General features: G+C 67.6%; 18 protein-coding genes. 4 read left to right on the plus strand and 14 right to left on the minus strand.

Translation table 11 applies throughout. From position 1 onward, the window contains the following. Positions 1-192: 192 nt before the first annotated feature. Positions 193-852: an MT-A70 family methyltransferase gene (locus V5B60_RS20785; RefSeq protein ID WP_332349862.1), complete on the minus strand. Its 660-nt coding sequence runs from the start codon at positions 850-852 to the stop codon at positions 193-195. Positions 853-1,048: 196 nt separating this feature from the next. Here V5B60_RS20785 and V5B60_RS20790 point away from each other — a divergent pair, with 196 nt between their 5' ends. Beyond that, positions 1,049-1,801 carry an adenosylcobinamide-GDP ribazoletransferase gene (locus V5B60_RS20790; RefSeq protein WP_332349864.1) on the plus strand — a complete coding sequence of 251 codons (753 nt, stop codon included), beginning with the start codon at positions 1,049-1,051 and terminating at the stop codon, positions 1,799-1,801. Continuing rightward, the gene (cobC, locus tag V5B60_RS20795; protein WP_332349866.1) at positions 1,786-2,373 is read left to right on the plus strand and encodes an alpha-ribazole phosphatase family protein; all 588 of its coding nucleotides are present in this window, start codon (positions 1,786-1,788) and stop codon (positions 2,371-2,373) included. The genes V5B60_RS20790 and cobC overlap by 16 nt, the downstream gene beginning before the upstream one ends. On the opposite strand, the gene xerD is transcribed toward cobC, so the two are convergent. The 4 genes from xerD to V5B60_RS20815 form a co-directional block, all read right to left on the minus strand. After that, positions 2,374-3,288: a site-specific tyrosine recombinase XerD gene (gene xerD, locus V5B60_RS20800; protein WP_332349868.1), complete on the minus strand. Its 915-nt coding sequence runs from the start codon at positions 3,286-3,288 to the stop codon at positions 2,374-2,376. Continuing rightward, positions 3,275-3,754: a methylated-DNA--[protein]-cysteine S-methyltransferase gene (locus tag V5B60_RS20805; protein ID WP_332349870.1), complete on the minus strand. Its 480-nt coding sequence runs from the start codon at positions 3,752-3,754 to the stop codon at positions 3,275-3,277. The genes xerD and V5B60_RS20805 overlap by 14 nt, the downstream gene beginning before the upstream one ends. Positions 3,755-3,759: 5 nt before the next feature. After that, positions 3,760-4,332, minus strand: a complete 573-nt coding sequence (locus V5B60_RS20810; RefSeq protein WP_332349873.1) for a chalcone isomerase family protein — start codon at positions 4,330-4,332, stop codon at positions 3,760-3,762. 136 nt (positions 4,333-4,468) lie between these two features. Beyond that, entirely contained in the window at positions 4,469-5,725 is a 1,257-nt protein-coding gene (locus V5B60_RS20815; RefSeq protein ID WP_332350671.1) for a glutamate-5-semialdehyde dehydrogenase, read from the minus strand. A gap of 134 nt (positions 5,726-5,859) precedes the next feature. Here V5B60_RS20815 and V5B60_RS20820 point away from each other — a divergent pair, with 134 nt between their 5' ends. Beyond that, a complete protein-coding gene (locus V5B60_RS20820; protein WP_332349874.1) occupies positions 5,860-6,123 on the plus strand; it encodes a hypothetical protein in 264 nt (87 codons plus the stop codon). A gap of 56 nt (positions 6,124-6,179) precedes the next feature. Here the strand turns inward: V5B60_RS20820 and holA are convergent, their stop codons facing one another. From holA to V5B60_RS20850, 6 genes are all read right to left on the minus strand, one after another. Beyond that, entirely contained in the window at positions 6,180-7,184 is a 1,005-nt protein-coding gene (holA, locus tag V5B60_RS20825; RefSeq protein ID WP_332349876.1) for a DNA polymerase III subunit delta, read from the minus strand. A 10-nt stretch (positions 7,185-7,194) separates the two neighbouring features. Next, the gene (lptE, locus tag V5B60_RS20830; RefSeq protein ID WP_332349878.1) at positions 7,195-7,710 is read right to left on the minus strand and encodes an LPS assembly lipoprotein LptE; all 516 of its coding nucleotides are present in this window, start codon (positions 7,708-7,710) and stop codon (positions 7,195-7,197) included. Between the two features lie 19 nt (positions 7,711-7,729). Next, positions 7,730-10,345 (minus strand): leucine--tRNA ligase, encoded by a 2,616-nt coding sequence (leuS, locus tag V5B60_RS20835; RefSeq protein ID WP_332349880.1) that lies wholly within the window; start codon positions 10,343-10,345, stop codon positions 7,730-7,732. Positions 10,346-10,467: 122 nt separating this feature from the next. Beyond that, the gene (locus tag V5B60_RS20840) at positions 10,468-11,268 is read right to left on the minus strand and encodes a hypothetical protein (protein WP_332349881.1); all 801 of its coding nucleotides are present in this window, start codon (positions 11,266-11,268) and stop codon (positions 10,468-10,470) included. 62 nt (positions 11,269-11,330) lie between these two features. Further along, positions 11,331-12,173, minus strand: coding sequence for a hypothetical protein (locus V5B60_RS20845; RefSeq protein WP_332349883.1), 843 nt, complete (start codon positions 12,171-12,173; stop codon positions 11,331-11,333). After that, positions 12,170-12,757 (minus strand): RNA polymerase sigma factor, encoded by a 588-nt coding sequence (locus V5B60_RS20850; protein ID WP_332349886.1) that lies wholly within the window; start codon positions 12,755-12,757, stop codon positions 12,170-12,172. The genes V5B60_RS20845 and V5B60_RS20850 overlap by 4 nt, the downstream gene beginning before the upstream one ends. Before the next feature lie 108 nt (positions 12,758-12,865). Between V5B60_RS20850 and V5B60_RS20855 the strand changes: the two genes are divergently transcribed. Then, positions 12,866-13,822 carry a FecR family protein gene (locus tag V5B60_RS20855; protein ID WP_332349888.1) on the plus strand — a complete coding sequence of 319 codons (957 nt, stop codon included), beginning with the start codon at positions 12,866-12,868 and terminating at the stop codon, positions 13,820-13,822. A gap of 126 nt (positions 13,823-13,948) precedes the next feature. Here the strand turns inward: V5B60_RS20855 and V5B60_RS20860 are convergent, their stop codons facing one another. From V5B60_RS20860 to aceA, 3 genes are all read right to left on the minus strand, one after another. Next, positions 13,949-14,296, minus strand: a complete 348-nt coding sequence (locus V5B60_RS20860) for a hypothetical protein (protein ID WP_332349890.1) — start codon at positions 14,294-14,296, stop codon at positions 13,949-13,951. A gap of 405 nt (positions 14,297-14,701) precedes the next feature. Then, entirely contained in the window at positions 14,702-15,331 is a 630-nt protein-coding gene (locus V5B60_RS20865; protein ID WP_332350673.1) for a TMEM165/GDT1 family protein, read from the minus strand. A gap of 347 nt (positions 15,332-15,678) precedes the next feature. Then, positions 15,679-16,977 carry an isocitrate lyase gene (aceA, locus tag V5B60_RS20870; protein ID WP_332349892.1) on the minus strand — a complete coding sequence of 433 codons (1,299 nt, stop codon included), beginning with the start codon at positions 16,975-16,977 and terminating at the stop codon, positions 15,679-15,681. Between the last annotated feature and the right edge of the window lie 240 nt (positions 16,978-17,217).

Raw genomic sequence — 17,217 nt, forward strand, 5'->3', positions numbered from 1 at the left:
GCTGGCCGGGTTTGCAGGTGCCGCCGGTACTGCTTGCCGGGCGGCGAACGGCGGCAGGAGCGGCATCCGGCAACGGCGCCCAAGGAGATCGCCGGGAGCCGCCGGCAAAGCCGCCACTATGCGCAAGCGATGCCGAAAACTCAAGCCCCCGCGACACCCGCGACAACACCGTGGCAACGCGGGAAGGAGCCGTCAATCCTTCACGGCTGCCTGCGAGCGGTGCGCGTAGGTCGGCCAATCCGGAACGTAGGCGTCCGCCTGGCTGCCCCAGGTCTGCCAGCCGGCGCGCGATCCGCGCGCGAACAGCTCGAGGAAGGGGCCGGGCGAGCATGACTCGATCAGCTCGTAGGCCTCGTCCGGTTTGCGCGAGTGCTCCCGCTTGCGGCTCTTGATGATGTTCACCTGGCGGCGGCCAGGCGCCAGCGTGCGGGCATTCCTGCCGCGCACGCCAAAGAGGATCAGCTCGGTCGTGTTGCGGAAGTAGAAACCGACACCGCGCCCGTCCGGACCACCATCCTTGCGCACCTTGTGCCAGACGATGTTGCTCTTGTAGTCGAATCCCCAGGCGGCAAGCACGCGCAAGCCCTCCGGCAAGAGCGCATTCGGCACCCACAGGTAGAGGTGCGCGGTAGCCTCGACGATGCTCGCCACCGGCAGTTGCACAATCTCGTCCAGGGTCAGCGTCGCGTAGCGGTTCAGGCGCTTGTGCTCGGGCGCCATCTTGCCGGTACGGTTCTCGAACTGCCACGGCGGATCGGCCAGGACGGTGCGAAACTTGCGTCCACCGACCCGTTGCAGCAGATCGGCAGCGGCATCGCACGACTGCACGCCCATTTCTTCTCGCCCTCTCATCAGCCTGCCCGGTGGACTCCGGCCGCCGATCCGGCGCCGCCGCGAGTACGGCTGTCCGTTCGCCGCCCGATCAGGATACCATCGCGCATCGCCTTCGGGATCCTCGAAACCATGTGTGCACGAACAGCGGCAGAGCAGCCGACCACATCACTCCATCCGCGCCGGCCCGCCGGCGCAGACGGACGGCGAGACCGACATGCTTAGGCGCGAGCTCGAATACTTCTTCGCTGCGCTGCGCTTTTTCACGCGGCTGCCGGTACCGGCCTGGGTGGGTCACGGCAGCATCGCCCTCGACCACTCGGCGCGCTACTTCCCGGCAGTCGGCATCCTCGTCGGCGCGCTGGCGGCGCTGGTGTACCTGCTGGCCTCGTCCTTCTGGCCGACGACTCTCGCGGTTCTCGCCGCCATGGCGAGCGCGCTCTACCTGACCGGAGCCTTTCACGAGGACGGCTGGAGCGACATGGTCGACGGCTTCGGCGGCGGCTGGGAGAAGGCGCAGATCCTGAACATCATGAAGGATTCGCGGATCGGCAGCTTCGGCGCCATCGCCCTCGTCATGCTGCTGCTCGCGCGCTTCTGCGCGCTGATCGAGATCGATGCGCTGCTGATCCCGGCAGCGCTGATCGCCGGCCACAGCCTGTCGCGCTTCGCCGCGACGACGCTGCTGCACGGCCTCGATTACGTGCGCGACGAGGGTAAGGCGAAGCCATTGGCGACGCGCATCGGCAGCGGCGAACTCGCGTTTGCCGGTGGCACGGCGCTGCTGCCGCTGCTGCTTCTGCCTGCTCTGCCGGCAGCCTTGGGCTGCCTGCTGGCGGCACTGGCAACCGTCTGGCTGGCCCGCCTCTACCGGCGACGGATCGGTGGCTACACTGGCGACTGCCTCGGTGCGACACAGCAACTGGCGGAGGTCGCTTTCTACTGCGGACTGTTGTGCGACTTTTCCTGATCCGCCATCCGCGCCCACTGCTCGCCGACGGCATCTGCTACGGCCGGCTCGACGTCGAGGCCGAGGACCCGCAGCCGGTCGCCGCACGCCTGCGGCCGCTGTTGCCCGACGCCACGCCGGTGATCAGCAGTCCGCTGCAGAGGGCCCGCCGCCTGGCAAGCGCACTGCACCCGCGACCGTCCTGCGATGCGCGTCTGCAGGAGATCGACTTCGGCGACTGGGAGGGCCTCCGCTGGGAGTGCATCGACCGCCGGCTGCTCGACGCCTGGGCTGCCGATGTGCTGCACTTCGTGCCACCCGGAGGCGAGTCGGTCGCCATGCTGCGGGCGCGCGCGATCGATTGCATCGGCGACCTGCCGCCGCGCAATTGTGCCCTCGTCACCCACGCCGGCGTCATCCGCGTGCTGCTCGGCCACTGGCTGCGCCTGCCGATCGATGAGTGGAGCCGGCTGGCGCTCGACTTCGGCAGCATCACGCTGCTCGAACTCGGCGCCGGCAATGGCAACGAGCGGTCAGGCAGCGGCGCCGTCCTGCACTACCTCAACCGCGGTGGCGCCAACGACGATGCCTGATCAGCCGCGTGGGTGGTGCTGCGCGTGCAGCCGCTTCAGTCGTTCGCGCGCGACATGGGTATAGATCTGCGTCGTCGAGATGTCGGCGTGACCGAGCAGCAACTGGACGACGCGCAGGTCGGCGCCGTGGTTGATGAGATGCGTGGCGAAGGCGTGGCGCAGGACATGCGGCGACAGCCGGGCGGGGTCGATCCCGGCGACGACCGCGTAGCGCTTGATCAACTGCCAGAACGCCTGCCGCGTCATCGCCGCCGCGCGGGCGGTGACGAAGAGGTCGTCGCTTTGTCTGCCGTCGAGCAGCGCCCGCCGCCCCTCGGCAAGGTAGCGCCACAGCCAGTCGGCCGCCTCCTCGCCCAGCGGCACCAGGCGCTCCTTGCTGCCCTTGCCGAACACGCGCAACACGCCCATGTCGAGGCTGAGCTCGTGCAACCGCAGGCCGACGAGTTCGCTGACGCGCAGGCCGGTGGCGTAGAGCGTTTCGAGCATCGCGCGATCGCGCTGGCCGAGCGTCGTCTCGCTCCCCGGTGCGGCGAGCAGGGCTTCGACCTGCGCCTCGGACAGCACCTTCGGCAAGCGTGAGGGCTTCGCCGGCATGGCGATGCGCGACGTCGGATCGTCTGGGCGCATTCCACGCGCAAGCCGATGGCGATAGAAGCGGCGCAGGGTCGACAGGTAACGCGCCTGCGATGAAGCACGCAGGCTTTGCAAGCGTGTCGCGACGAAGGCCAGCAGCGTCGCCTCGTCGAGGTCGCAGAGGCTGCCGCGCTGCTCCCCGGCAAGCCAGCCGGCGAGCTGCAGGAGGTCGCTGCGATAACTGGCGAGCGAAGCTCGCGCCAGCCCATCCTCGAGCCAGAGCGTATCGCAGAACGAATCGATCGCGGCGAGGTCGGCCGCAGCGGGCTCAGCGGGCTTCATGCGCCAGCAGCCAGCGCTTGGCGTCGAGCAGGTAGCCGTCGCGCTGCCGGGCAAAGCCGCCAAGGCCACCGGCGGCAGCGAGGACGCGGTGACAGGGAACGACCACCGGGTAGGGATTGCGACCGCAGGCCTGGCCGACGGCGCGCGCCGCACTGCAGAGTTCGCGGGCGATGTCGCCATAGCTGCGCGTCTGGTGCACCGGAATGTCGGCAATCTCGCGCCAGACGCGGCGCTGGAAGGGCGTTCCGACCGGCAGCAAGGGTAGCGCGAAAGCATGCTCCGGGTCCGTCAGGTAAGCCGCGAGCTGCCGCGCCGCCTCCGCGGCGAGCGCGTTGGCCGGCGCCTGTGCAGGACCCGGCGGCAGGAAGACGATGCCGTGCAGCGCCACTTCGTCGCAGCGTACGCCGAGCCTGAAACCCGGCGCCGCGATCACCGCCTGCCACGGCGACGGGCCGGCGGTGCTCATCGCGCTCAAGATGCCTTGCCGAGCAGCGCCTGCTTGAGATCGTCCTGCACCGGCTTGCTGCCGAGCCAGACCTTCAGCAGCGCGCGGTAGAAATCCTCGCCGGCGATGTCCTTGCCCTTGACCTGTCCATTGACCGTCAGCCGTGTGCCGCTCTCCGGCAACCAGTCGATCAGGACGACGGTTCCGGTCTTCGGTTCACCGGCCGCCAGCAGGCTGTCCGAGAACTGCTTCAGGCGATCCTTGAGACCGGCCATCTCGGCTTCCGAATGATTGCTCGCCATGCCTTCCTGCAGCGCTTCGACGAACTGCTGTGCCGAGAGATCGCGCAGCAGCGTGATCGCCACCCGCTTGCCGCCCTTGGCGGCAAGCACCGCCTCGGCGTCACCGCGCTTCTCGGGCAGGTAGAGCGCCATCGCATACACCTTGAACACCGCCTTCTTGCGCAGGCCGGCGCCATTGACCACGAGGTCGGCAGCGCCGACGTGCGACTTGTCCTCGAACTTGACGCCAGCGACTTCGACGGCGCTGGCCAGGTTGAACGCAAGGGCGGCAACGGCCGCCAGAAGCAGGTGTTTCATGTCGTCTCCTTGGCCTGCAAGAGGCTGAACAGGCTGATTTGGCGGTCAGGGGAAGAAGCAGTGGCGGCACCCGCCTGCCGTCACTGCGTCGTCGCCGGCAGGCTCTGCCGGCGACAGGAAAGGCTTCGCCTCGGCTTCAGCCACGCACCTCGCCCTGGCCCAGGACGATCCACTTCTGGCTGGTCAGTCCCTCGAGACCGACCGGGCCGCGGGCGTGAATCTTGTCGGTCGAAATGCCGATCTCGGCGCCGAGACCGTACTCGAAGCCGTCGGCAAAACGCGTCGAGGCATTGACCATCACCGAGGCCGAATCGACCTCGCGCAGGAAGCGCATCGCCGCACTGTAATTTTCGGTGACGATGGCGTCGGTATGATGCGAGCCGTAGTGATTGATGTGCTCGATCGCCTGCCCGATGCCGTCGACCACCCGTACCGAGATGATCGGCGCCAGGAACTCGCTGGCGTAGTCCTCCTCGCTGGCCGCCGACGCCTCGCTGACCAGTGCCCTGGTCTCCGGGCAGCCGCGGATTTCGACCCCCTTGCGCGTCAGCATGGCGGCGATCGGCGGCAGCAGCCGGCCGGCCACCGCGCGCGCGACCAGCAGCGACTCGGCGGTGTTGCAGGTACCGTAGCGCTGCGTCTTGGCATTCTCGACGATGCGCAGCGCCTGCCCGAGGTCCGCCTCGTCATCGACATAGACATGGCAGTTGCCGTCCAGATGCTGGATCATCGGCACCCTGGCTTCGGCCAGCAGACGCGCGACCAGTCCCTTGCCGCCGCGCGGCACGATCACGTCCACATGCTCGCGCATGCGGATCAGGTGACCGACGACGGCGCGGTCGGTGGTCGAGACGACCTGCACCACGCTGCCCGGAAGGCCGGCGCTGGCGAGTCCCTCGTGGACCAGCGCGGCGATCGCCTGGTTGCAGTGGATCGCTTCCGAGCCGCCACGCAGGATCGAGGCGTTGCCCGACTTGAGGCACAACGCGGCGGCATCGGCGGTGACGTTCGGCCGCGCCTCGTAGATGATGCCGATGACGCCCAGCGGTACGCGCATGCGGCCGACCTGGATGCCACTCGGCCGCCGGCGCAAGTCGCTGATCTCACCGACTGGATCGGGCAATGCGGCAACCTGCTCGACCCCCTCTGCCATCGCCGCCACACCCTGCGCTGAGAGGGTCAGCCGGTCGAGCAGTGCCGCTTCCAGCCCGGCCGATCCGGCGGCGTCCACGTCCTGCCGGCTGGCGGCGACGAGCGCCTCGCTCTCGCGGCGGATCGCTGAGGCGATCGCGCGCAGTGCTTGGTTCTTGGCATTGCTGTCGGCACGTGCGATGATGCGCGACGCGGCACGCGCCTCACGACCCAGCTGCTGCACATAGTTCTCGATATCCATCTGACCCTCTGTCATCGGCAAGGATCGATTATAGCCAGCGCAAGTCGGCAAACGTCAACGGAACCTCTGGTGCCAGGCGCACTCTCAGGACCATCGTCGCCGCCACCTGCCGCCCCCTCTTGCCCGGACCGACCATGAAGAAAAAGCTGATCCTGCCCGCCGAGGCCAAAGTCTGTGCCACCTGCAGCTACTGGGACGGCGAGCGACGGGTGGATACCGAACTGCGACTGGTCGTCATTGCCGATGATTGCGCCGGCGAGTGTCTGGTACGGGGCGAAGACAGCCACGGCCTCAGTGATGTCCGGCATCAGAGCCGTGACGATTGCGTCTGGGAACACCTGGCCCCGGATGCTGCGGGCGCCGATCCATCTCCCGGCGACCCACCGGCCGGCGGCTGAGAAGCGCCGCCTCGCCGGCAGGCTGCGAACGACCGCAGCCGCTTGCCGCTCACCGCTCACGCTGCGACGAGCCGCAGTGCCAGTTGCCGGAATTCGTCCCACACGTCTCCCCGCGATACCCCCTTGATCATCCGGTCGATGCGCGCGGCGTGCTCGAGGGCGGCGCTCGCCTGAACCGCCCGCAGCCGCTGCACCGCCCGCCGGAACGGCGCCTGTCGCGGCCCCCAGACACGCGCTGCGCGCAGCAGCCCGTCGAGCGGCTGACCCCGTTCGAGACCGGCGCACACCTGCGCCAGTGCCCGCACCTCCTCGGTGAAGGCCCAGAGGATCAGCGGCGGCGCCTCACCTTCCTGCTGCAAGCCATCAAGGGTGCGCGTCAGTCGTGCCAAATCGCCATTCAAGAGTGCTTCGCGCAAGGCGTCGAGGTCGTAACGGGCGACATCGAGCACGGCATCGCGAATCTGTTCCAGGCTCAGCCGGCCTTCCGGGTAGAGCACGCCGAGCTTGAGGATCTCCTGATGGGCCGCCAGCAGGTTGCCCTCGACCCGCTCGGCAATGAAACTCAGGCCTGCTGCATCAGCGCTCTGCTGCTGCCGTCCAAGGCGGCCGGCAAGCCAGCCGGGCAGCTCGGCAAAACCTGGCGCGAGCAGCTTGACGACGACGCCGGCAGCGGCGACGGCAGCCATCCAGGCGGACTTCTCCTCCCGCCATTCGACGCCGATCATGCTCACCAGCAACAGCGAATCGGGTGACGGACGCGCGCAATATTCCTGCAGCGCCAGGCTGCCCTCGCGCCCCGGCTTGCCGCCCGGGATGCGCAGGTCGAGCAGCGTCCGGCCGCCGAACAGCGACATGCTGCCAGCCGCGTGATGCAGCTCGTGCCAGTTGAAGCCGGCGATGGCGATGAGCACCTGGCGCTCGTCGAAGCCCCGACGACGGGCGGCGGCACGGATCGCGTCCGACGCCTCGATGACCAGCAGAGGCTCGTCGCCGTGGACGAGATAGACGGGCTGCAGTTCGCGGGCGAGGTGGGCAGCCAGCTGTTCGCCCTTGAGCTGCACGCGGCCAGCCCTACGTGCCGGCGTCCACGAACACCGGCTTGGCCGCAGCCAGGCGACGCATCAGCTGTTGCACCAGATCCAGCTCCATGTCGCGCCAGAGCAGCGACTCTTCCTGCTGCTTCGCAAGCACCTGCGAATCGTCGTAGGTGAGGTCACGCACCAGCTCGACGCTGGCCGGCGGCACTACGTCGCGGCCCTTGTTGTCGGTCAACCGGTAGGGAAACAGATAGCGCAGGCGCAGTTCACTGACCCGGCCGGTACCCGAGACGGTCAGGATCACACGGTCACGGTACTCGTTGCCGGGAACGAAGATGACCTGCGCTTCGCTCGCGGTCGCCACCAGCAGGTTCGGGTTCGACGCCTTGATCGATCGCCTGAGCTGGGCGCCGATCACCGAGTAGTCGGCAACCGACAGATACAGGCTTTCAAAGGGAAACGAGTAGGAACCGCGCAACTGAAAGCCGCAGGCGGCAACGAGCAGCGTGCCGGCGGCAAAGAGGACGAGAGAGCGCAGGGCGGCGGGCATGGCAGGTTTCCTCGCGGTCTCAGACGACGATGTTGACCAGGCGACCGGGGACGACGACCAGCTTCCGCGGCGGGGCGCCGGCCAGATGCTTGCGCGCGACCTCGCAGGCCAGCGCGGCGGCTTCGATCGTCGCCCGGTCGGCAGCGGCGGCAACGCGCAGGCTGCCACGCAGCTTGCCGTTGATCTGCAGCACGAGCTCGATTTCGTCCTGCTCGAGAGCGCCGGCATCGGCCTGCGGAAACGACTGCTCGGACGCGGATTGGCCCGGCCTGAGCGAGGCGTAAAGCGCTTCGCACACATGCGGGACGATCGGGCTGAGCATCAGCGTCACCGCCTCGAGCGTCTCCTGGCGGACGGCACGCGCAGCTTGCGAGTCGTCACTGATCCGGCTGCAGGCGTTGAGCAGTTCCATCACCGCGGCGATGGCCGTATTGAACTGCTTGCGCCGGCCGTAATCGTCGGCGACCTTGCCGATCGTCTGGTGCAACTGGCGGCGCAGCGCCTTCAGCTCGCCGCTCAACTCGGCCGCCGCAGCCGGTGGCAGCGGGCCGGCGGCGAGATGCTCCCAGACCATTCGCCAGAGGCGCTTGAGAAAACGGAAGGCTCCCTCGACGCCGGCATCCGACCACTCGAGCGACTGATCGGGCGGACTCGCGAACATGATGAACAGTCGAGCGGTGTCAGCACCAAACTGGTCGATCAGCGCCTGCGGGTCGACGCCGTTGTTCTTCGACTTCGACATCTTCTCGATGCCGCCGACGACGACCGGCAGGCCATCGGCACGCAGGCTGGCGCCGATCGCACGCCCGCGCTCGTCATGCACCGCGTCGACCTCGGCCGGGTTGATCCATTGCTTCTTGCCGTGCGCGTCCTCGCGGTAGAAGGTCGGCGCGACGACCATTCCCTGCGTCAGCAGGTTGGCGAAGGGTTCATCGAGCGGCGCATCGCCGAACAGTCCGAGGTCGCGCATCAGCTTCGTCCAGAAGCGCGAATACAGGAGGTGCAGGATGGCGTGCTCGATGCCGCCAATGTACTGATCGATGCCACCGCGACACCAGTAGGCCACCCGCTGGTCGACCATCGCCTGCTCGTTGTCCGGGCAACAGTAGCGCAGGAAGTACCACGAGGACTCGACGAAGGTGTCCATCGTATCGGTTTCGCGTCGCGCCGGCTGGCCGCACTTCGGGCAGGCGCATTCGTGGAACTCGGGCAGCCGCGCCAATGGCGAGCCGGCGCCGGTGATCGTCACGTCCTCGGGCAGGACGACGGGCAGGTCGGCATCCGGCACAGGCACGTCGCCGCAGGTGGCGCAGTGGACGATCGGGATCGGGCAGCCCCAGTAACGCTGCCGCGAGATTCCCCAGTCGCGCAGGCGGAACTGGACCTTCTTCTCGCCGAGGCCCCTGGCGGCCAGGTCGGCAGCGATCGCGTCGACCGCGGCGGCATGGCCGAGACCATCGTAACGGCCGGAGTTGACGCAGACGCCCCCCTGCTTGTCGGCATACCAGTCCTGCCAGGAATCGGTCGAGAAACGCTCGCCGGCCAGCGCGATCACCTGCCTGATCGGCAACCCGTACTTGCGGGCAAAGGCGAAGTCCCGTTCGTCGTGCGCCGGCACCGCCATCACCGCGCCATCGCCATAACCCATCAGGACATAGTTGCCGACCCAAACCTCCACCTGCTCACCGCTCAACGGATGGGTCACGAAGATGCCCGTGGCGATGCCCTTCTTCTCCATCGTCGCCAAGTCGGCCTCAGCGACGCCGCCGCGCTTGCACTCGTCGACGAAAGCCGCCACCCGTGGATCGCGCGCGGCCGCGTGCGTCGCCAGCGGGTGCTCGGCGGCGACGGCGCAGAAGGTGACACCCATGATGGTATCGACGCGGGTGGTGAACACCCAGAGCTGTCCGGGCCGGCCATCGAGTTCGTAGGGAAAGGCAAAACGGACCCCGGTGCTCTTGCCGATCCAGTTCTTCTGCATCAGGCGAACCTGCTCCGGCCAACCCGGCAGCCGGTCGAGATCCGCCAGCAGTTCCTCGGCGTAGGCGGTGATCTTCATGTAGTACATGGGGATCTCGCGCTTCTCGATCAGCGCCCCTGAACGCCAGCCGCGGCCATCGATCACCTGTTCGTTGGCGAGCACCGTCTGGTCGACCGGATCCCAGTTCACGGTTCCCAGACGCTTGTAGATCAGACCCTTTTCGTACAGGCGGGTGAACAGCCACTGTTCCCAGCGATAGTATTCCGGCCGGCAGGTGGCCAGTTCGCGCTCCCAGTCGAGGGCGAAACCGAGGCGCTGCAGCTGCGCCTTCATGTAGCCGATGTTGGCATAGGTCCATTCGGCCGGCGGAACGTTGTTCTGCATTGCCGCGTTTTCCGCTGGCATGCCGAAAGCATCCCAGCCCATCGGCTGCAGGACGTTGTACCCGAGCATGCGGTGGAAGCGCGCCAGCACATCGCCGATCGTGTAGTTGCGCACGTGCCCCATGTGCAGCTTGCCCGACGGATACGGAAACATCGACAGGCAGTAATACTTCGGCCGTTCCGCATCCTCGACGGCGCGCGCTGCGCCGCTGCGTTGCCAGAGATCCTGGGCGGCGACTTCAACTTCCGCGGGCTGGTACTTTTCCTGCATGGCCGGCTGCGATCCCGAAAGTGGCTGAGGGGCGAATTATACGCGCATCGCCCTCCTCCTCCCCCGCTGCCCGGCGCGCCACGATCTGCAGGCTGGCTGGCCGCCGGGCGCGACGGGAGCTCTCAGCTTCGCGGATCCGGAGCAAAGCCGCCCGGGAACGGGTTCGGCTGCGGCGACTGGCGTGGCCGCGGGATGATGCCCTGGGCAAGCAGGCGCGCGCGGCTGTCGTAGTGGATGCTGACGATCTCGACCGGATGGTCGCTGGCCCGACGGAAATCGGTGTACTTCGTCGGCGCGCTGAGGCGCTCGCCGTGGCCCGTGCCGAGACGACTGGCCGCCTGCTGCCTGGCACGCGCCGCGTCGTTGGCGGACGCTTCGGCAGCCGGCGCTGCCTTCGCTGCCGCAGCCGCCGACGGACTCTCGCCAGCCGCGTCAGCCTCGCCGTCGCGCGACGACCGCGCCACCGCCGGCGCCGGCGCGACGCCCTCGCGGAACACGGCGACGGCAATCACGCCGACGTTGCGTGGCCGATCGGTACGAGCGGCGTAACTGTCGGCGAGGCTGGTGAAGTAGAAGGCAGCGACCTCGTCCATGCTCTTGCGCCAGCCGGCAACCTCGGCCGACTGTCCCGCTGGCAGAACGTAGCCTGACTGTGATGTCGCGGCAGTCTCGCCGCTGATGGCGTTGATGCCGTCGACCGAGAGCACCGTCAGCAGCCGCCCGGCAGTTCGGTTGTGCAGCCGTACGACATAGCCGCTGCCGGGCGTGCCGGCAACGTAAAAGCGGCCTTGGTGGCGATGGACATCGAGTCGCTCGCCGGTCTGGCGATCGACGACGCTGACCTCAACCAGTGCGCCGGCGTCGGCGATACTCAGGCAGCCTGCCAGTGGCAGGGCGGCAAGCAGGGTGGCGAATCTGTTCATGATGGTCTCCTGGATGGGCTTGGTGACCGTGTAAACGTCGCCGACCGCCGTACGGGGTCAAGTCACTGGTGAAATTCTTCGGGCAGCGGGTAGTCGGGGTGGGCAAGGCGAAAGTCGGCAAGCTGCTTCGCGGCTTCGGTGCTGCGACCCGCGCGACGCAAGGCGCGGATCTCGTCGAGCCAGTCGTCGGCACTGCGCGCAATGTCGGCGCGCGACGGTGCCACTGTCCTCGCCTGTTTGCGAGCGGCCGGCGCCTGTCCGACGGCGGCGGCCTCCTGCTCTGCGCTCGCCCCTGCCGGTGCCGCGGCGGTGGCGGCGGTGCCCGCAACCGCATTGCCTTGCCTCGCCCTAGGTGGCGCCGATCCGGGAGCCTCTTCCCGGGCGATGGCCGGGCTGCCGGCCTGGCCCGGCGCATCGCCAAATGCGGGAAGCCGCCCGCCTTCGCCAGCCACCGGCGCCACGCGTGGTGCAGCAACGCGATCATCCTTGGCCGGCAGCTTCGGCAGCACGCCCGCCGCTGCCTTTCCGGCGGCAGCCACGGCGTCGCCACTGAGGGCCGTCGGCGGGGCTGCGGGCACAGCAGTGTCGCGCGCGACGGATGCCGGCGTGACACCTGGCGCCACCGGCGGCGGTGCGACGGCGGCCTCCGGCTGCGAGTCGCCGGGCTGCCGCTCATGCAGCAGCGCCAGCGTCAGGGTCAATGTCAGGGTCGTCGTCAGCGCCAGCGTCGTTCGCCAGCGCTGCCACCAGCTGCGCCGCGCGGCGCTCACCGGCGCAGTCACCGCCGCCCGCGCCGCCGCGAGAATGCGCTCGTCGATCGCTACCGAGGGCTCATCGCGGGCATGCTCCCGGTAGAGTGCCGAGAGTTGCGGGTCGCCCGGCAAATCCTTTGGCAGTTCGCTCATAACAGATCCTGCAGGCTCTTCCGGAGTTTGACAAGAGCATAGCGCATCCGACTCTTGGTCGTTTCGCGCCCGCAACCGGTGGCGACAGCAATCTCTTCCAGCGTCAGCTGCCCCTCCTCGGCGAGCAGAAAGACCTCACGCTGCAGCGGTGGCAGCTCGGCCAGCGCCAAACTGATCCGGCGCGCCGTATCATGCCGCTCGTGCAGCACATGCGGCATTTCCTCACTCGCTGCCGGCAACCGTTCGATCCAATCCTCGCCCCCCTCGGCATCCTCGTCGGCGGCGGACTCGTCATGCGCCAGCAGATGCCGGGCATGCTGGCGATAATGGTCGATCAGGCGGTGACGGGCGATGCGGAAGAGCCAGGTCGGGAAGCGCGCCAACGGTTCGTACTGGCGGCGCGCATGGACCACCTTCAACCAAACGTCCTGGTGCAGCTCATCGGCCTCGGCGGCGCTGCCGCACTGCCGCGCCAGATAGCGGTAGAGCGGGCCGCGATGGCGGCGATAGAGGATGGTGAAGGCATCGACATCGCCTGCGCGGTAGGCCAGCATCAGTCGTTCGTCGCTCCAGTCCGTCTGCATGGCGCCAGTCTAGCCACTGCGGCGGCAAACGCAAGCCACCGCCGCGTCGCAGCGGAGTCGCTGCGGGCAGTGCTAGAATCGCCGCTTCATCGTCGCGAGGAGCTGCTCATGAACCGGAGTCGCCTACACGCTCTCGTCGCTTGCTGCCTGCTTGCCGGCGCCCAGACGCCGATCGCCGCGCCGTCAGTGTCCGGCTCGGGCGCCGACGCCGTCGTCGCCGGCGTCCTCATGCCGGCCTGGCTCGAGCGTCAGGGCTCGCGGCAGGAGCTGACGGCGGGTATCGCGCTGCAGAACCGGGACCGGCTGCTCACCGGCACCAATGCGCGCGTCGAGGTCCGCCTGCGCGACGGCAGCGTGCTGCGCCTGGCCGGTGACACGCACTGCGAACTGAATGCGCTCGGCGTACGCGAGCCGGAGGTATTCACCGCCGCGATCGACGTGCCGCAGGGCGCCGTACGCTTCACCACCGGCCATCTGGCGCGCAGCCTGCGGCAACGGGCGGTGAATCTGCGCATCGGCGCGCTCACGGCCAGCGTCCGTGGCACCGACCTCTGGGGCACGGCCGACGGCGCCGGCGATCGCATCTGCCTGCTCGAGGGCCACATCACGCTGCTCCAGCCGGATCGCGAGGCGCGACAGGTCAGCGAAGAAGGCAGTTGCTATCTGGCGGCAAAGGATGGCAGCCCGGCCGTTCTGCAGACGGTCACCGCGGCGCAGCTGGCGTGGTCGGCGGCACAGACGGCAATGCCGCCCGCGGCAGCGGCTGCCAGCCCGGCAGAGACGGCGAAAATGTCGAGGCCCGGGCGCACGACGCGCACCGCACGTCCCGGTAGCTGGTCGGTCGAAGTGGCTGCCGTCGATGGCGAAGCCGACGCGCTCTCGATCCACGACCGCGCGCGCGCTGCCGGCTACGGCGTCCGCATCAAGCCCCTGCCCGCAGCCGGTAGTGGCTACCGCTACGCGCTGCGCCTCGGACCGTTGTCCTCCGAAGCCGAGGCAGCGGCCCTCGCCGCGGAAATCGGCAACGCACTGCCGGCTGCGCCGCTGAGCCTCGTTCGCAACTGAGTCCCGCTCGCAACTGCCGACCGGTGCAGCAGCGACGGCCCCTGCGGATCGAGACCGGAAGAATGGAGCCGCTACGCTCGCGCCTTGCCGGACAGGCAGGGCGCGACGCCTGCTCGGGGACTGCGGCTAGAAAGCGTGCCGCTGCGGGCCGAAGAACTCCACCCACTGCGACTGCCACAGGCGAACGAGGCTGTGCGCCGTGATCAGGTTGAGTTTCGAGATGCGGTTCTGGTGGCGCAGCAGCCAGGAGACGCAGGTTCGCGAAGCGAGCGCGTCACGGGCCACGGAACGGTCGCCCTCGGCCTCCGCATAGTCGATGAAACGCTCTACCGCCAGGCGATGATATTCGGAACCCGTGCAGCAACCGGCGATCACTTCGGCCTCGCCGGCAGCCCGGCGCCACAGCTTGAGCGCCAGCTCTTCGCTGATACGGGTGCGGTGCGCGATCCACGGCAGGATTTTCGGTGCTTTCATCAAGGTACTCCTGAAGTTCGGGTACTGCTCGACCGCGGGGGCGGATCGTCCGCCCCGCCGCGGAGCTCTGTTGCAGTGCAGCATGATTATAGCGAATGTCCGCGGGAAAAGTGAGTAATTTCCTCTAGACTGCTGGTCACGCGACCGGCTTCAAGCCATTGGCGGGATCTCCTCGCAAGTGCCGGACTGAACGTGCCCGACAGGGCCCCTGAACCATTCTCCAGCCGGCCGATCCGGGAGGCTGCGCTGTCATTTTCCTGACACCATGACCTCCCGATCTGCCTGCAGCATAGCCCGTGAGAACCACGCCAGCCGTGAAGCATTCCACCTTTCGAGCGAGGTTTCCGCCCCGCTCGCCTGCTCGCTGCAGCCGATCGGTGGCGGCCGTGCGGGCGCGCTGCCGCCTCAGCCGGCGACGAACGCCGAATACGCCTGATAGGCGGCGAATACCGCCAGGGCGACGAAAAAGGCGCCGCTGATGCGGTGCAGCAACTGCAGCGGAATCTTCTGCAGGATCGTCCTGCCAGCAAGAATGCCGAGCGCCGAGGTCGTCGCCAGCGCGAGCGTCGCCCCAAGCCAGACGCCGGCCGGGACGTGCGTGCTGCTCATGGCGACGACGGCGAGCTGTGTCTTGTCGCCGAACTCCGCCACCGTCAGCAGCAGGAAGGTGGTGAAGAAGATGCCGTGCCCGCTTTTTTCCTCGACCTCGTCGTCGTCGTCCTCGGCTGTCGCGCGCAGGGCGTGCAAGCCGAAGGCGAAGAACAGCAGGGCGACGACGGCGCTGACCACCCATTCCGGCAACCAGCTGGCGATGGCGACGCCGAAGACGACGGCCAGGGTGTTGAGCAGCGCGAAGGCCGCCAGGGCACCGAGCATCACCGGCAGTGGCCGATGCCGCGAGGCCAGGGTCATGCAGACCAGCTGGCTCTTGTCACCGATCTCGGCGGCAGCGATGAGCGCGAAACTGGTTGCCGCGGCAGCCGAAATCTCGATGACACTGCCGGCACCAAAGAGTGAGGAGAGGTGGGGCAGCAGGCCTGTCGCGTCTTCCAAACGGGTCTCCCGGCGAAGGATCAGAGAAAGTGGAGTGTCCGCTGCCGCTCAGCGATCCGGCAGCGAAACCGGGCGATCATAGCGCGCGCGCCGTTGCCCGCTCAAGTCCATCGCCAGCCGCGTGATGCTTTCGCGGCAGTTCCGTCTGATTGCCACCACAAGGCTCGGTTGCTGCGCCGCAGCAGATTCGACCGCATGGGACGGGAACGCCTGGCGACACCTGCGCTGGCACCAGACGAAAAAGCCGCGCTCGCGGCGCGGCTTCGGCCATCGCAAGGCCTGCAGCGATCGGGTACGGACACCCGGTCGCTGCAGGCCGCGCCAGCGACCTAGTGGAACTGTTCTTCCTCGGTCGATCCGGTCAACGCGGTGACCGATGAGGTGCCGCCCTGGATGACCGTCGTCACCTCGTCGAAGTAACCGGTACCCACCTCCTGCTGGTGCGAGACGAAGGTGTAGCCACGATCACGGGCAGCGAACTCGGGTTCCTGCACCTTCTCGACGTAGGCCGTCATGCCGCGCACGACATAGTCCTGCGCCAGGTCGAACATGTGGTACCACATGTTGTGGATGCCGGCGAGGGTGATGAACTGATACTTGTAGCCCATGGCGCCGAGTTCCCGCTGGAACTTGGCGATCGTCGCGTCGTCGAGGTTCTTCTTCCAGTTGAAAGACGGCGAGCAGTTGTAGGCCAGCAGCTTGCCCGGGTGCTTGCCGCGCACCGCCTCGGCGAACTGGCGGGCAAACTCGAGATCCGGCGTACCGGTCTCGCACCACACGAGGTCAGCATACTCGGCATAGGCAACCGCACGCGAGATCGCCTGCTGCAGACCCTTGCGGGTCTTGTAGAAGCCTTCCGAGGTCCGCTCGCCGGTGACGAAGGGCTTGTCGTTGTCGTCACAGTCGGAAGTCAGCAGGTCGGCCGCCTCGGCGTCGGTACGCGCGATCACCAGCGTCGGCACACCGCAGACGTCGGCAGCGAAACGGGCGGCGATCAGCTTCTGCACCGCTTCCTGCGTCGGCACCAGGACCTTGCCGCCCATGTGGCCGCATTTCTTGACGGACGCCAGCTGGTCTTCCCAGTGTACGCCGCCCGCCCCGGCCCGGATCATCGCCTTCATCAGTTCAAACGCGTTCAACACGCCGCCGAAGCCAGCCTCGGCGTCCGCCACGATCGGTGCGAAGTAATCGATGTAGCCCTTGTCGCCCGGGTTCACGTTCTTCGAGAACTGGATTTCATCGGCGCGGCGGAAGGAGTTGTTGATGCGCTCGACGACCTTCGGTACCGAGTCGACCGGGTACAGCGACTGGTCGGGGTACATCGCGGCGTAGGAATTGTTGTCGGCGGCAACCTGCCAGCCCGACAGGTAGATCGCCTTGACGCCGGCCTTGACCTGTTGCATCGCCTGACCGCCGGTCAGCGCGCCGAGGCAGTTGACATAGGGTTCGCTATTCACCAGCTTCCAGAGCTTCTCCGCGCCGCGCCGGGCGACCGTGTACTCGATCGGGAACGAGCCGCGCAGGCGGACGACATCGGCCGCCGAATAGCCGCGCTTGATTCCCTTCCAGCGGGGGTTCTCGGCCCAGTCCTTCTCAAGTTCAGCGATCTGTTGCTCTCTAGTGCTCATGATTGTCCTCACGAAAAATTGGCAAGTGCAGAGGGGGCTATGGCGACGCCCGCGGCTTGGCTGGGGAACCGTTGAATGGCAAACCCGGGGCGGCCAATGGGGAGAAGTATAGAGATCTTTTGCCACGCCGGCAACAGTCTTATATAAGACATAAGATATATTTTTTTGCGAACCGAAACAGCCGCTTGGGCGGCGCCTTCCGCAATGCGAAAGGCGATTCTCGTCGGCGAAATGGACCAG

The organism is Accumulibacter sp. (assembly GCF_036625195.1).
In the GTDB taxonomy this organism is placed as follows: Bacteria; Pseudomonadota; Gammaproteobacteria; order Burkholderiales; family Rhodocyclaceae; genus Accumulibacter.